Origin of the sequence: Pseudomonas sp. Wu6 (assembly GCF_019891515.1) — a bacterium.
GTDB classification, from domain to species: Bacteria; Pseudomonadota; Gammaproteobacteria; order Pseudomonadales; family Pseudomonadaceae; genus Aquipseudomonas; species Aquipseudomonas orientalis_A.
The window spans coordinates 198,652-213,153 of the sequence record NZ_JAFLXH010000001.1 but is presented as its reverse complement, the minus strand read 5'-3'; the positions used below and the strand labels follow the sequence as shown (position 1 = coordinate 213,153).

Here is a 14,502-nt window from a genome sequence, read left to right as displayed (position 1 = left end):
CGATAAAAGTTGTTCAGGTGGACGGGCGTGCAGCCTTCTCGGCGTGCCCGGACAGGCCGAAGCGACGGTCCAGTTCATCCAGCACGGCCTGTGGATGCTGCCCCAGTTGGGCGAGCATGACCAGGCTATGGAACCACAGGTCGGCCGTCTCATAGATGACATCGCTGCAATCGCCGCTGATCTGCGCATCCTTGGCGGCAATGATCGTCTCGACGGATTCTTCGCCGAGTTTTTCCAGGATCTTGTTCAAGCCCTTGTGATACAGGCTGGCGACATAGGAGCTGTCGGCATCCGCGCCCTTGCGCTCTTCCAGCACCTGGGCCACGCGGTTGAGGGTATCGCTCATGGTCAGTGTCCTGCCGAATAAATGGCGTGCGGGTCTTTGAGCACCGGTTCCACCACCTTCCATTCGCCGTTCTCGAACACGCGATAGAAGCAACTGTGACGGCCGGTGTGGCAGGCGATGCCGCCGATTTGTTCGACCTTGAGGATCACCACGTCGGCATCGCAGTCCAGGCGCAGCTCATGCAGGGTCTGCACATGCCCGGACTCTTCGCCCTTGCGCCACAGTTTGCCACGCGAACGTGACCAGTAGATGGCGCGCTGCTCGGCGGCGGTCAGGCTCAGGGCCTCGCGGTTCATCCAGGCCATCATCAGCACGCGCCCGGTCTTGTAGTCCTGGGCAATGGCCGGCACCAGGCCGTCACTGTCCCACTTGATCTCGTCCAGCCAGTCTTTCATGTTCGGCTCCGGCAATTTGCGACAGTGTATAACCGGATGGGTTATCGACGCACGATCAGATAAACGCCCACGGCGACCATGATCGCGGCCGGCCAGTAGCTCAGTTGATTCAACGGTCCGCCAATCGCCAGCATGACCCCACCCACCAGATGCGCGGCGCCGAGCAGGCGCAGGAACCAGTCGTCCTTGCGCTTGCGCCATGGCGGCTCAGGGTCCCTGGCGTGAGGCTGGGACATGCGCTCAAGCAGGTCGCGGGTCATATTGGCCAGGTGCGGCAGCTGTTCCATCTGGCTGTGCAGGTTGCCCAGCATGGTCTTCGGGCTCATCCGCTCACGCATCCAACGTTCCAGGAACGGCTGCGCGGTGTTCCACAGATCGAGGTCCGGGTACAGCTGGCGGCCCAGGCCTTCGATGTTGAGCAGGGTTTTCTGCAGCAGCACCAACTGCGGCTGCACTTCCATATTGAAGCGCCGCGCGGTCTGGAACAGGCGCATCAGCACCTGACCGAAGGAAATATCCTTTAACGGTTTTTCAAAGATCGGTTCGCACACGGTGCGGATCGCCGCTTCGAATTCATTCAGTTTGGTTTCCGCCGGCACCCAGCCCGAATCAATGTGCAACTGCGCCACGCGGCGATAGTCACGCTTGAAAAAGGCGAACAGGTTACGCGCCAGGTAGTCCTGGTCTTCCGGCGTGAGGCTGCCGACGATGCCGCAGTCGATCGCAATGTACTGCGGGCTCCACGGGTTGACGGTGCTGACGAAGATGTTGCCCGGGTGCATGTCGGCGTGGAAGAAACTGTCACGGAACACCTGGGTGAAGAAAATCTCCACGCCGCGCTCGGCGAGCATTTTCATGTCGGTGCGCTGGTCGGCCAGGGTCGCGAGGTCGGTGACTTGCACGCCGTAGATGCGCTCCATCACCAGCACTTTGGGGCGGCACCAGTCCCAATACACTTGCGGCACGTACAGCAGCTGCGAGCCTTCGAAGTTGCGGCGCAGCTGGCTGGCGTTGGCCGCTTCGCGCAGCAGGTCGAGTTCGTCGTAGATGGTTTTTTCGTAGTCGGCCACCACATCCACCGGATGCAGCAGGCGCGCATCGGCGGAGAACCGTTCGGCGGCGCGGGCCAGGATGAACAGCCACGCCAGGTCCTGGCCGATGATCGGCTTGAGGCCCGGGCGAATCACCTTCACCACCACTTCTTCACCGCTCTTGAGCTGCGCGGCATGCACCTGCGCAACCGAGGCCGAAGCCAGCGGCTCGACATCGAAGCGGCTGAACACCTCGCTGATCTTCCTGCCCAGTTGCTCTTCGATCAGCTTCATCGACAACTGCGAATCGAACGGCGGCACACGGTCCTGCAGCAGCATCAGCTCATCGGCGATGTCTTCGGGCAGCAAGTCGCGGCGGGTCGACAAAATCTGCCCGAACTTGATGAAGATCGGCCCCAGGTCCTGCAACGCCAGGCGCACGCGAGCACCTCGGCTCAGTTCCAGTTTTCTGCGCGGCAACCAGCGCCACGGCAGCACATAGCGCACCGCGAGCAGGAACCATGGCAGGGGCAGGGCAAACAGCAGGTCATCGAGGCGGTAGCGGATTACGACGCGCTGGATACGAAACAAACGGCGGACGGCGAGCAGCTTCATGCGTTATCGCTTGGATCAAGGGAACGGCTCAGGCGCTCGAAGCGGGCCTCGAGACGTTCCAGGTCGATTTTGGCCTTGTCGAGCTCACGAAAGCGCGCTTGCGCTTCCCGTTGCCCGACCAGGGTGCGCGATTCTTCGCTCAAGTATTCGGCAAGGTTCTGGTTGAGGCTGGCGAACCCTTGCTGGTACCAGCGCGAACGGCTGCGCAGGTGCCCGCCGAGCAACTGGGTGGCGACGGGGCCGAGCCAGCGCGAGAGTTCGTATTCCCAGTCCAGCTCCAGGTCCTGCAGCACGGCGGCCAGGTCCATCAGCACCGCGCTGTCGCCTTCCAGCGCCACTTCGGGGCTGTGCAGGATAGCGGTCTTGTTGCGGCTCAGGGCCAGGTGCACCAGGCTGGCGGCGGGCGCACGCAGGGTGCAGTCGGCCTCGGCGGCCCATTGCGACGCGAGCAGCAGGCCCTCATCGCTGGGCAGGATGAACAGCTGCAAGGCAGGGCTGCGGCAATCGACGGCGATGACTTTGCCGGTCAGGTGCGCAAGCCGCGCCAGGGCGGTGCTGTCCAGGCGCAAAACACGGTTGAGGCCGTGCTCGACGCTGGCGAGAAGGCCTGCGAGCAGCATCAGGGCTTGATGCCGCGGTGCAGGGCGACGATGCCCGAGGTCATGTTGTGGTAGGTCACGCGGTCGAAACCGGCCTCCACCATCATCGACTTCAGGGTTTCCTGGTCGGGGTGCATGCGGATCGATTCGGCCAGGTAGCGGTAGCTCTCGGCATCATTGGTGATCAGCTTGCCCATCAACGGCATGAAGGCGAACGAATAGGTGTCGTACACCTTGGACATCAGCGCGTTGGTCGGCTTGGAGAATTCCAGCACCAGCAGGCGGCCACCCGGTTTGAGCACGCGCAGCATCGAGCGGATCGCGTCTTCCTTGTGGGTGACGTTGCGCAGACCGAAAGCGATGGTTACGCAATCGAAGTGGTTGTCGGGGAACGGCAGTTTTTCCGCATCGGCCTGGACGAATTCGATATTGCCGGCCACGCCCTTGTCGAGCAGGCGGTCGCGACCGACCTTGAGCATCGAGCCGTTGATATCGGCCAGTACCACCTGGCCGGTAGGCCCTACCAGCTTGGAAAACTTGGCGGCCAAATCGCCCGTGCCGCCGGCGATGTCGAGCACGCGATTGCCGGTGCGTACGCCCGACAATTCGATGGTGAAACGCTTCCACAGGCGGTGCATGCCACCGGAGAGCACGTCGTTCATCAAGTCGTACTTGGCGGCTACGGAGTGGAACACCTCAGCGACTTTTTCCGCTTTCTGGCTTTCCGGGACGTTCTTGAAGCCGAAGTGAGTGGTGGGTTCGGCATCGCTGCCTTTGCGCTGATCAGTCATATCGCTGTCACCAAAAGAGAATGCGGGACATGATAATCCCCGGGGCCTGCTTTGTCTTGGCAAGGCTGAAGGTAAGATAGGTGCTTATCGAGACCTTTTGCCGCATGGAAGGTTTCCAAGCCCTCATAGAAAGGAGCCATTGCAATGGCGCGTATAACCGTTGAGCGTGAGCATTCCCTGGGTAAAGCCGCCGCACGGGCGAAGGCCGACACGCTGGCGCAGAAACTCAAGGATAAATATGGCGTGGAGTCGTCGTGGTCCGGCGATACCCTGAACCTCAAGCGGTCGGGCGTTAAAGGCACCGTTCAGGTCTTTGATGATGCATTGCGTATCGATGTTGAACTGGGCCTGTTGATGTCGGCCATGAGCGGTACCCTCAAGTCCGAAATCGAAAAAGCCCTGGATAAAGCGCTGGCCTGATTCGACGCTCTTAGGGTGCCGATTCTAATTTTTCACCCTACGTTGTGCCCAAGCCCCCAACTTCGGCGGGCGGTTCCTCCACCCGGTTCTATGTGAGGTGCACCATGGCCAACGTTATTTTGCAGAAAAAAATCGACAGTCAGACCACTGCCCTGAGTGAGGTCAAACGCTATGCCCGCAGGATCTGGCTGGCGGGTCTTGGTGCCTACGCCAAGGTCGGCAGCGAGGGCGGCGAATACTTCAATGAGCTGGTTAAGAGCGGTCAACATATTGAAAGTAAAAGCAAAAAAGTTGCTATTGAACAACTTGATGCCGCTAACAGTCAGATTGATCAAGTAAAGAGTAACGTCTCGAGTGTCGGCCGCCGGGTTGAAGTTCAACTGGATAAAGTTGAAAAAGCATTTGACTCGCGTGTTGCAAGTGCCTTGAATCGAATCGGCATTGCGTCTAAACATGACGTTGAGACACTCTCTGCTAAGCTCGAAGAGCTGACGGCATTGCTCGAACGTGTCGCGCGTAAACACTAAGGAGACATCGGGATGGCTGTTAAAAAAACTACTCAGAAAGAAGGCAGCTCGTGGGTCGGGGAAGTTGAAAAATATTCCCGAAAGATCTGGCTTGCTGGTTTAGGCGTGTACTCGAAGGTGAGCAGTGACGGCGGCAAATACTTCGAGACGCTGGTCAAGGACGGCGAGAAGGCCGAGAAGTTGACCAAGAGCACTGTGGGTAAAAAAGTCGATGCGGCCAAGGCGAGCGCAGGTTCGGCCAAGTCGAGCATTTCCGACACGTGGAACAAGTTGGAAGAAACCTTCGACAAACGCCTCAACAGTGCCATTTCGCGACTGGGCGTGCCGAGCAAGGCTGAGCTGAAAACGCTGCACAGCAAGGTCGACACCCTGACCAAGCAAATCGAAAAACTCACAGGCGCCAAAGTGGCGCCAGCCAAGACGGCTGCGGCCAAGCCTGCGGCAAAACCGGCCGCCAAACCTGCGGCTAAAACCGCACCGGCAAAACCCGCCGCGAAAACGGCCGCCAAGCCTGTGGTTAAAGCGGCCGCCAAACCCGCTGCAAAACCTGCGGCCAAGGCGCCCGCCAAGGCTGCTGCAAAACCTGCCGCCAAGCCCGCAGCCAAAACCGCTGCCGCCAAACCGGCCACCAAGCCTGCCGCTAAGCCAGTGGCCGCTAAAGCCGCTGCAAAACCTGCGGCTAAACCGGCTGCCAAACCAGCCGCTGCGAAGTCAGCAGCCAAGCCTGCGGCAAAACTTGCAGAGGCTAAAAAGCCCGCGGTAGCGAAAAAGCCAGCAGCGCCAAAGACTGCTGCGTCGGCCAAGCCGGCAACAGCGACAGCACCGGCCGCTTCGACAGCCCATTCGGTGTCTGCACCGTCGCACACGGCTGCTACCCCGACTGCAACGCCGGTAACGCCGACGCCATCCAGTCAGTCCTGATTTTCACAGGGCACAAAAACGCCCGGCCTGCGAAGGTCGGGCGTTTTTTTATCACAGATCGTTCCCACGCTCCCGCGTGGGAATGCAGCCCGTGATGCTCTGCGTCACCTGTGTGATCAGGGGGGCTTCAATCCAAGTCATCCAGATATTTCAGCGCGAACCTCTCGGTCGCCAGACGTGCCGGCATCAGCAGATGCGGCGCCACCAGCATCATGACCTGGTACACCACCACCCGCACTTCACCCTTGCGATCCAGGATTCGCTGGTAATCCAGGGAAAACAGCAGGGTCATGGTGATCTGCTCCACCAACTGCCCCAGCGCCTGGGTGTCACTGACCAGTTGCCCTGCGGTTTTCAACCGCGCCAACAATGAAGCCAGGGTGCGCTTGAGCGCCGTGAGCAGGTTGCGAATGCCCTTGGCCAGCTTCGGCAGGCGCCCGGCCAGGTTCGACAGGTCCTGGAACAGGAACCGGTAGTGGGCCATGCGCTCGACAATCAGGTGCAGGAACAGCCAGTAATCCTCGGCCTCCAGTTGCGCATCGGCAGGAGGGTCGAGCAGCGGCGCCAACTCGCCTTGAAAACGTTCGAACAGCCCCAGCACCAATGGCTCCTTGCCATGGAAGTGGTAGTAGAGGTTGCCGGGGCTGATCCCCATTTCATTGGCCACCTCCATGGTCGACACATTCGGCTCGCCCTTGTGGTTGAACAACTGCAGGGCACATTCAAGGATACGGTCGCGGGTCTTCATCCAGCCTCTTAGTCTGATCGTTGAGCTCAGCGCACGCGCACGTAGGTGCCTGGCGCCGCTTCCATCGGTGGGTAGTTTTGGTTGCCCAGGGCGGTGAGGGTTTCGCGTTGCACGCCCGAACGTTGCTGAATCCACGCCAGCCATTGCGGCCACCAGCTGCCTTCGACGTGATTGGCGTCGTAGTACCAGGCGCGCGGGTCGCTGCTCAGCCTGGGGTTCTCGACGTAGTTGGCCTTCGGGTTGCCGGGCGGGTTGAGGATGCTCTGGATATGCCCGCTGTTGGACAGGACGAAGCGCCGCTCGCCGCCCAGCAGTTGGGTGGATCGGTACACCGCGTCCCACGGCGTAATGTGATCGTTGATGCCGGCCACGCTGAAGCTGTCTACGGTGACCTTCTGCAAGTCGATGGGGGTGCCGCACACCTCAAGGCCTCCCGGATGCCTCAGCGGGTTGTGCTTGAAGAAATCCAACAGGTCGCCGTGCAGGGCGGCGGGCAGGCGTGTGTTGTCGTTGTTCCAGTACAGGATGTCGAAGGCGGGCGGTTCCTTGCCCAGCAGGTAGTTGTTGACCCAGTAGTTCCAGATCAGGTCATTGGGGCGCATCCAGGCGAACACCTTGGCCATGTCGCGACCGTCCAGTACACCTTGTTGGTAAGAGCGGCGCTTGGCGGCTTCAAGGGTCTGTTCATCGGCGAACAACGTGGCCGGGCCGTCGATCTGGCTGTCGAGCAAGCTCACCAGGTAACTCGCGCTGGCGATGCGCCGCAACTGGCGCTTGGCTTGCAGATGGCCTTGCAGTGCGGCGATGGTCAGGCCGCCGGCGCAGGCGCCCATCAGATTGACCGCGCGTGCGCCGGTGATTGCCCGGCAGGCGTTGAGGGCTTCTTCCAGCGCCGCAACGTAGGTGGACAGGCCCCATTCGCGATGTCGCACATCCGGATTGCGCCAGCTGACCATAAAGGTCTGCAGCCCGTTTTTCAGCGCATATTGCACAAAGCTGTTAGCCGGGCTGAGGTCGAATATGTAGAACTTGTTGATTTGCGGCGGCACCACCAGCAAGGGCTTGGCGTATTGTTTTTCGCTCATGGGCTTGTATTGGATCAGCTCCAGCAGCTCATTGCGAAACACCACCGAGCCCGGCGTGGTGGCAACGGTCTTGCCCACTTCGAAAGCGTGCTTGCTGACCTGACGCGGCAGGCCGTTGTTGTGCAGCAGGTCTTCGAACAAATGGCTGACGCCGCGCACCACGCTGTTGCCGCCGGAGTTGAGCAACTCCTTGATGGCCAGCGGGTTGAGCAGCGTGTTGGAGGGCGATACGGCGTCGTTGAGCAGGGCGAACGCGAACTGTGCGCGTGCACGGTCGTCCGCGCTGAGGGTGCTGTCGTCGATCCAGTTGCGCGTGTGTTTTTGCCAGCTCAAGTAGGCTTGCAGGCTGCGCCGGTACAGCGGGTTGAGCGCCCAGGTGGGGTCTTTGAAGCGGCTGTCGTTGGGGTTGGGCTCATGCACCGTGTCCCCCAGCAACACGCGGCCCAGTTGGCCGCTCAGGGCCAGGGCGTGGCGTGCGGTGTGCAACGGGTTGCGCAGGCCATGGGCCGCCACGGTGCGCAGGGTCGACAGCAGGTCGCGACCGCGCAGGCCGGTGATCGCGTTTTGCGCGTTGATGAACGCAGCGGGGGTGGGCGCCGGGTTCGTCACGGGTCTGTCTCGCATGAGCCAACACTCCTTCGTCAAGCCATCAAGAGGCACGCCAATTCAGAACCATAGTCGGTTCCTGGCAAGTTGCGCGGCGGTGTGGTCCTTCACACCGCCGGTCGCGGATGTATCACGGCACGCAGGCGCTCCTCTTCGAGAAACTTCATGATGATCGGCGCCACGGCTTCCGCGCGGGTGATCAGGAATAAATGGCCATCATCGATGATGTGCAACTGCGCATTGGGGATGCGCCAGGCGAGCATGCGCATGTTGATCAGCGGAATCAGCGGGTCGTCGTCCCCGGCCAGGACCAGGGTCGGCTGGCGGATCTTGTGCAGCCAATGGATGCTGGTCCAGCCCAGCCCCGCGAACAGCTGCCAGTAATAGCCCAGCTTGCCGGCCGAGCGCACTTTGCTGGCATGTTCGGCGGCCAGCTTGGCGTCGCGGCGGAACGAACCGCCGTAAATCATCGGCGCAATGCGCACCACGTGGGACGGCTGGATATAGCGCCGGGGGCTGGCCATCAGCCACAGCACCTTGGGCTTGCCGGGCACCATAAAGGCGCCGGCAGCCGTGGCCGCCAGGATCAACTTCTTGCAGCGCTCGGGGTAGTCATAGGCGAACTGCTGCGCCAGCGCACCGCCCCAGGACACTCCCACCGCACTCACCTGGCCGTAATCCAGGTAATCGAGCATGCGCGCCGTCAGCTTGGCCAGGCCGGGGAAGCGATAGGGCCGGTTGGGCGTGGAGGAGCCGCCCACCCCTGGCACATCGAAGGCGATCACTTCCAGGTCCGGGTCCAGGGCCTGGATGAACGGAAACACCAGCTCCAGGTTGGCGCCGATGCCGTTGAAGATCAGCAGCGGGGTCAAGTGCGGCTTGCCCGGTCGTACCGCCGTGCGGATGGCCTGGCCATCCAGGTCGATGGTGCGGAAGATGAACGGTTGCGGCATGCTCAAGCCCTGTGAAGTGTTACAGGAGAAATGCGGTCAAAATGTGGGAGGGGGCTTGCCCCCGATGGCGGTGTTTCAGTCATCACATCTTTAGCTGATCCACTGCTATCGGGGGCAAGCCCCCTCCCACATTGACCGCATTTCAATTTAGCGTTCGTGTACATAGGTGCCTGGTGCCGCTTCGGCCGCAGCGTAGGTTTTATTACCTAATGTCGTCGGGGCTTTTTTCAATTTCCCCGCCCGCTCCGCCTGCCATGCCTGCCAGTGCAGCCACCACGAATCGGTATGCTTGGTCGCGTTTTCCTGCCATTGCAGTGCCGTGCCCGCCAGGCCATCGCTGGTCTGGTAGCGCGACTTGGGGTTGCCCGGCGGGTTGAGGATGCTCTGGATATGCCCGCTGCTGGACAGCACGAACTCCACCTTGCCGCCAAACAACTGCGCCGACTTGTAGCAGGACTGCCAGGGCGTGATGTGGTCGTTGGTGCCGGCCAGTGAATAGATATCGGCCGTGACCTGCTTGAGATCGATGGGCGTGCCGCACACTTCCAGTGCATTGGCGCGTACCAACGGGTTGTTCTTGAACAGCTCGATCAGGTCGCCATGGAAGGCGGCCGGCAGGCGTGTGGTGTCGTTGTTCCAGAACAGGATGTCGAACACCGGCGGCTCGTTGCCCAGCAGGTAATTGTTGACCCAGTAATTCCAGATCAGGTCGTTGGGCCGCATCCACGCAAACACCTTGGCCATGTCACGGCCTTCCAGTACGCCGGCCTGATAGGAATGACGCTTCGCCGCTTCGAGCGTCTGTTCATCGACGAACAGCGCCACCTGGGTGTCCAGCGTGGTGTCCAGCACACTCACCAGCAGGGTCAGGGCGTTGACTTTTTTCTCCCCCAGCGCCGCGTAGTGGCCCAGCAGCGCGGTGCAGGTGATGCCGCCGGAGCAGGCGCCCAGCATGTTCACGTCCTTGCTGCCGGTAATCGCCGTGATCACATCGACGGCTTCCTTGAGCGCTTCGATATAGGTCGACAGGCCCCACTCGCGCTGGGCCTTGGTCGGGTTGCGCCAGCTGACGATAAAGGTCTGCTGCCCATTGCGCAGGCAGAAGCGCGCCAGGCTTTTGTCCGGGCTCAGGTCGAATACATAGAATTTATTGATCTGCGGCGGCACCACCAGCAGCGGTCGCTCGTGTACCTGCTCGGTGATGGGCTTGTACTGGATCAGCTCCAGCACATCATTGCGAAAGACCACGGCGCCTTCGGTGGTGCCCAGGCTCTTGCCCACTTCAAAGGCGCCCATGTTGACCTGGCTTGGCATGCCGCCGTTGTGCACCATGTCCTTGGCCAGGTGGGACAGGCCGTCGAGCAGGCTTTTGCCGCCGGTTTCAAAGAAGCGTTTGACGGCCGCCGGGTTGGCCGCGCTGTTGGTGGGGGCCATGGCTTCAGTCATCAGGTTGATCACGAAGTGGCCGCGACTGATGTCCTGTTCCGATAGATTGCTGTCACCGATCCAGTCGTGCAGCTCCTTGCGCCACGCCAGGTAAGTCTGCAGGTAGCGTTTGTAGAGCGGGTTCTGGCTCCAGGCCGGGTCATGGAAGCGACGGTCATCGCTCTCCGGCACCAGCGCCGATTTGCCGAACATGACGTTCTTGAGCTCCACCCCGAAATGGGCGACGTGTTTGACGCTGTGTAACGGTTGCTTGATGGCTTGGGTGAGCACCATCTTCGCCGAGGCCAATAAGTCCTTTTTGCGTAACGCGATGATCGGGTTCAACCCCAGGGTGTTTTCCGAGGCCTGGCGTTTCAAGTCATCGTTATTCTTGTTACTCATCTACGACGCTCCATTGTCCGAAAGACGAGTACCGGCGATTTCCGCGCACCCATTTCGATACACGACACCAGCCTGGTACTGCGCTCGGGTGACCGTTGATACCACATCGTCAAATGCAGGGAACTTGCCAGTTCCATTGGTTACCCGAGTTTAATTTTTTTCGCAAGCGGGCCAATCGTTGACCACGAGACAGGGCATTCAAGCAGATGAAATTAGAAAATGCCCTCTAAAGAGCAAGAGGCCTGGACTAGAGCATCAGCCGCACGACCGACTGACTCGGGTCGCGGGTTTTTCCGGCCGTTTTCAGTTCGGCCAGGTAATCGGCCCACAGCGCGTCCTGACGCACGGCCAGTTGATAAAGGTAGTCCCAGGTGAACAATCCGCTGTCATGGCCGTCGTCGAAGGTCAATTTCAGTGCGTACTGGCCGGCCGGTTCCAGCTTGATCAATTTAACGTTGAGCTTGCCGAATTGCAGGATGGGTTTGCCGTGGCCCTGGACCTCGGCGGAAGGCGAGTGCACGCGCAGGAATTCGGCGGGCAGTTGGTAGGTTTCGTTCGGGCCGTAGGTGAGGCCCAGGGTGTTGGAGGTTTTATGCAGGTTTACAGCAGTAGGAAATTTCGACATTGGAGATAACCCTGAAGGAACCGGCCTAACAATGTGAGAGGGGGCTTGCCCCCGATAGCCGTGTGTCAGTCAGCATACATCTGTCTGACAGACCGCTATCGGGGGCAAGCCCCCTCCCACATTGAAGCGAAGCAATTCTGTGTGAGGCTTACAGAATATAGCGCGACAAGTCTTCGTTCTGCGCCAATTCGCCCAGGTGGCTGTTGACGTAATCCGCGTCGATCTTGATCGCTTCGCCATTCTGCGCACCGGCCATGTCGCCGGCGCTGAAGGACACCTCCTCGAGCAGGCGCTCAAGCAAGGTGTGCAGGCGACGCGCACCGATGTTCTCGGTCTTCTCGTTGACCTGCCAGGCAATCTCCGCCAGGCGCTTGATCCCGTCCGGCTGGAATTCGATGCCCAGGCCTTCGGTTTTCAGCAATTCGCGGTACTGCTCGGTCAGTGAGGCATGCGGCTCGCTGAGAATGCGCTCGAAGTCGCCCGGGGTCAGCGCCTTGAGTTCCACGCGGATCGGCAGGCGGCCTTGCAGCTCAGGCACCAGGTCGCTTGGCTTGCTCAGGTGGAAAGCACCGGAGGCGATAAACAGGATGTGGTCGGTCTTGACCATGCCCAGCTTGGTGTTGACCGTGCAGCCTTCGATCAGTGGCAGCAGGTCGCGCTGTACGCCCTCGCGGGACACATCGACGCCGCCGGAGTTGCCGCGCTTGGCCACTTTGTCGATCTCATCGATAAACACGATGCCGTGCTGCTCGACCGCTTCCAGGGCCTTGGCCTTGAGTTCTTCCTCATTGACCAGGCGTCCGGCTTCTTCGTCGCGCACCAGCTTCAGGGCCTCTTTCACCTTGAGCTTGCGGCTTTTCTTCTTGCCCTTGCCCATGTTGGCGAACAGGTTCTGCAACTGGCTGGTCATTTCTTCCATGCCCGGGGGCGCGGAAATATCGACGCCCGACACTTCGGCCACTTCGATCTCGATTTCCTTGTCGTCCAACTGGCCTTCACGCAGGCGCTTGCGGAACAGCTGGCGGGTGTTGGAATCCGATGACGGCGCGGCGTCTTCGTTGAAGCCCATGCGGGCCGGTGGCAACAGCGCGTCGAGGATGCGCTCTTCGGCAGCATCTTCGGCGCGATGGCTGACCTTGGTCACTTCCTGCTCGCGCAGCATCTTCAGGGCGGCGTCGGCCAGGTCACGAATGATCGACTCCACATCGCGGCCCACATAGCCGACTTCGGTGAATTTGGTGGCCTCGACCTTGATGAACGGGGCATTGGCCAGTTTGGCCAGGCGCCGGGCGATTTCGGTTTTACCGACGCCGGTCGGGCCGATCATCAGGATGTTCTTGGGCGTTACTTCAACGCGCAGTTCTTCGGGCAGTTGCATCCGGCGCCAGCGGTTACGCAGCGCAATTGCAACGGCGCGCTTGGCATCGTCCTGGCCGATGATATGGCGATTGAGTTCATGGACGATTTCGCGGGGAGTCATGGACATAGTGTTTGGCGGCCTCAAGCGGGAATAAGCCTACGGCTTACTCGGCGAGGTCCTGCTCCTCAATGGTGTGGTTGTGGTTGGTGAACACGCAGATATCGCCGGCGATACCCAGGGCGGTCTCGACGATTTCACGGGCCGACAGGTCGGTCTTCTTCAACAGCGCGCTGGCCGCAGCCTGTGCATAGCCGCCACCGGAACCCATGGCGATCAGGCCGTGTTCAGGTTCAACCACATCGCCGTTGCCGGTGATGATCAGGGACGCGTCTTTGTTGGCGACCGCCAGCATGGCTTCGAGGCGGCTGAGGGAACGGTCGGTGCGCCATTCCTTGGCGAGTTCGACGGCGGCACGCACCAGATGGCCCTGGTGCTTTTCGAGCTGGCCTTCGAAACGTTCGAACAGGGTGAAGGCATCGGCGGTAGCGCCGGCGAACCCGGCGAGCACCTGGCCGTGGTACAGGCGACGCACTTTCTTGGCGTTGCCTTTCATCACGGTATTGCCCAGGGAAACCTGGCCGTCGCCGCCCATGACAACTTTGCCGTGGCGACGTACTGAAACGATGGTGGTCAAGGGGAGAGTCTCCACGCAGCGGGGCGAAAATGCCCTGATGGAACTCATATGGGGGTGGCGAGGGGGATTTCAACCGTAGGACGGCAGTGCGGACGAGTGGTGTTTATTGATCCGACACCTGTTCAAGAACACCGCAAAACCAAATGTGGGAGGGGGCTTGCCCCCGATTGCGGTGTATCAGTCGCTGAATATATTGACTGGTCTACCGCCATCGGGAGCAAGCCCCCTCCCACATTAGTCCTGCTATGTCTTCGAGATCAGCGGCTCTGGCGTTGTTGTAACAGCAGGTTGCTAAACCCGGCGCCCGCCAATTGTTTCTGCGCCACGGTCAGCTGTTCGCGGTTGCTGAACGGGCCTACCAGCACGCGATACCAGGTCGCTTCCTTCACGGTGCCGGATTCCACCGTCACCGACTGGCCCAGCAGAATGATCTGCGCGCGTACACGGTCTGCGTCCGCCTGTTTGGGGAACGAGCCCGCCTGCAGGAAGAACTTGGTCACCGGCGCGGCCTTGGTCTCTGCCACTGGAGGTGCCGGTGGCGGCGTGATGCCGGCCAATGCCGCCTGGGCGCGCGCGGTATCGATCTTCGCCGCTTCCGCTGGGGTTACCGGCGTGGTCGGCACTTGCGGCGTCGGCAGGGTTTTTTCCGGCACGGCGTCGGGCGGCACGATCACTTCCGATTCCGGCAGCAGCGTGTAGAAATCGTACTTGGGCTTCACCGGAACCGTCGGGCTCGGCGCAGTCTTGTTGGCCTCGGCGATTTTCGTGGCTTTCTGCTGCTCCTGTTTGACGCGCTTGACGTCATCGCCCTGGCCGGGCTCCAGCTTCATCAGAAAGACAACGAATGCGCCGACCGTGAGGCCGATCGCCATCCACAGCCAACCCGGAATCGGCTGCTTGGCCGGGGCCTGGTAGCGGCTGGCGCCGCGCTTGGGTGCAGGTTTTTTCTTGGCTGCCAA

The 14,502-nt window shown here is 60.8% G+C and carries 16 protein-coding genes; 3 read left to right on the top strand and 13 right to left on the bottom strand.

The window, feature by feature from the left end; translation table 11 throughout:
* Positions 1-13 precede the first annotated feature (13 nt).
* From J1G34_RS00855 to ubiE, 5 genes are read right to left on the bottom strand one after another with little or no spacing between them, the layout of a single operon-like run.
* Positions 14-346, bottom strand: a complete 333-nt coding sequence (locus J1G34_RS00855) for a phosphoribosyl-ATP diphosphatase (RefSeq protein ID WP_057724443.1) — start codon at positions 344-346, stop codon at positions 14-16.
* Between the two features lie 2 nt (positions 347-348).
* The gene (hisI, locus tag J1G34_RS00850) at positions 349-741 is read right to left on the bottom strand and encodes a phosphoribosyl-AMP cyclohydrolase (protein ID WP_065893709.1); all 393 of its coding nucleotides are present in this window, start codon (positions 739-741) and stop codon (positions 349-351) included.
* A gap of 41 nt (positions 742-782) precedes the next feature.
* A complete protein-coding gene (ubiB, locus tag J1G34_RS00845) occupies positions 783-2,387 on the bottom strand; it encodes a ubiquinone biosynthesis regulatory protein kinase UbiB (RefSeq protein ID WP_065893708.1) in 1,605 nt (534 codons plus the stop codon).
* The gene (locus tag J1G34_RS00840; protein ID WP_065893707.1) at positions 2,384-3,007 is read right to left on the bottom strand and encodes a ubiquinone biosynthesis accessory factor UbiJ; all 624 of its coding nucleotides are present in this window, start codon (positions 3,005-3,007) and stop codon (positions 2,384-2,386) included. The genes ubiB and J1G34_RS00840 overlap by 4 nt, the downstream gene beginning before the upstream one ends.
* A complete protein-coding gene (gene ubiE / locus J1G34_RS00835) occupies positions 3,007-3,777 on the bottom strand; it encodes a bifunctional demethylmenaquinone methyltransferase/2-methoxy-6-polyprenyl-1,4-benzoquinol methylase UbiE (RefSeq protein ID WP_003171186.1) in 771 nt (256 codons plus the stop codon). Before ubiE ends, J1G34_RS00840 begins: the two co-directional genes overlap by 1 nt.
* 144 nt (positions 3,778-3,921) lie before the next feature.
* On the opposite strand from ubiE, the gene J1G34_RS00830 reads away from it, so the two are divergent.
* The 3 genes from J1G34_RS00830 to J1G34_RS00820 all read left to right on the top strand — a co-directional run bounded on the left by J1G34_RS00830 (position 3,922) and on the right by J1G34_RS00820 (position 5,645).
* Positions 3,922-4,197: a polyhydroxyalkanoic acid system family protein gene (locus tag J1G34_RS00830; RefSeq protein WP_065885716.1), complete on the top strand. Its 276-nt coding sequence runs from the start codon at positions 3,922-3,924 to the stop codon at positions 4,195-4,197.
* Positions 4,198-4,301: 104 nt separating this feature from the next.
* On the top strand, positions 4,302-4,724 hold the full coding sequence (locus J1G34_RS00825; protein WP_065885715.1) for a phasin family protein: 423 nt from the start codon (positions 4,302-4,304) through the stop codon (positions 4,722-4,724).
* 12 nt (positions 4,725-4,736) lie between these two features.
* Positions 4,737-5,645, top strand: coding sequence for a phasin family protein (locus J1G34_RS00820; protein ID WP_222993054.1), 909 nt, complete (start codon positions 4,737-4,739; stop codon positions 5,643-5,645).
* A gap of 127 nt (positions 5,646-5,772) precedes the next feature.
* Here J1G34_RS00820 and J1G34_RS00815 read toward each other — a convergent pair whose 3' ends face one another.
* From J1G34_RS00815 to J1G34_RS00780, 8 genes are all read right to left on the bottom strand, one after another.
* Positions 5,773-6,393, bottom strand: a complete 621-nt coding sequence (locus J1G34_RS00815; protein WP_065935769.1) for a TetR/AcrR family transcriptional regulator — start codon at positions 6,391-6,393, stop codon at positions 5,773-5,775.
* A 26-nt stretch (positions 6,394-6,419) separates the two neighbouring features.
* On the bottom strand, positions 6,420-8,102 hold the full coding sequence (gene phaC / locus J1G34_RS00810) for a class II poly(R)-hydroxyalkanoic acid synthase (protein ID WP_065897897.1): 1,683 nt from the start codon (positions 8,100-8,102) through the stop codon (positions 6,420-6,422).
* Positions 8,103-8,191: 89 nt separating this feature from the next.
* Positions 8,192-9,037, bottom strand: a complete 846-nt coding sequence (phaZ, locus tag J1G34_RS00805) for a poly(3-hydroxyalkanoate) depolymerase (RefSeq protein ID WP_122561621.1) — start codon at positions 9,035-9,037, stop codon at positions 8,192-8,194.
* A gap of 147 nt (positions 9,038-9,184) precedes the next feature.
* The gene (phaC, locus tag J1G34_RS00800; protein WP_065885710.1) at positions 9,185-10,864 is read right to left on the bottom strand and encodes a class II poly(R)-hydroxyalkanoic acid synthase; all 1,680 of its coding nucleotides are present in this window, start codon (positions 10,862-10,864) and stop codon (positions 9,185-9,187) included.
* Between the two features lie 247 nt (positions 10,865-11,111).
* Positions 11,112-11,489, bottom strand: a complete 378-nt coding sequence (locus J1G34_RS00795) for a gamma-butyrobetaine hydroxylase family protein (RefSeq protein WP_065893701.1) — start codon at positions 11,487-11,489, stop codon at positions 11,112-11,114.
* Positions 11,490-11,637: 148 nt separating this feature from the next.
* Positions 11,638-12,975 carry an ATP-dependent protease ATPase subunit HslU gene (hslU, locus tag J1G34_RS00790; protein WP_057724431.1) on the bottom strand — a complete coding sequence of 446 codons (1,338 nt, stop codon included), beginning with the start codon at positions 12,973-12,975 and terminating at the stop codon, positions 11,638-11,640.
* Between the two features lie 37 nt (positions 12,976-13,012).
* The gene (gene hslV, locus J1G34_RS00785) at positions 13,013-13,543 is read right to left on the bottom strand and encodes an ATP-dependent protease subunit HslV (protein WP_065885707.1); all 531 of its coding nucleotides are present in this window, start codon (positions 13,541-13,543) and stop codon (positions 13,013-13,015) included.
* Between the two features lie 257 nt (positions 13,544-13,800).
* Positions 13,801-14,502, bottom strand: a complete 702-nt coding sequence (locus J1G34_RS00780) for an SPOR domain-containing protein (RefSeq protein WP_065885706.1) — start codon at positions 14,500-14,502, stop codon at positions 13,801-13,803.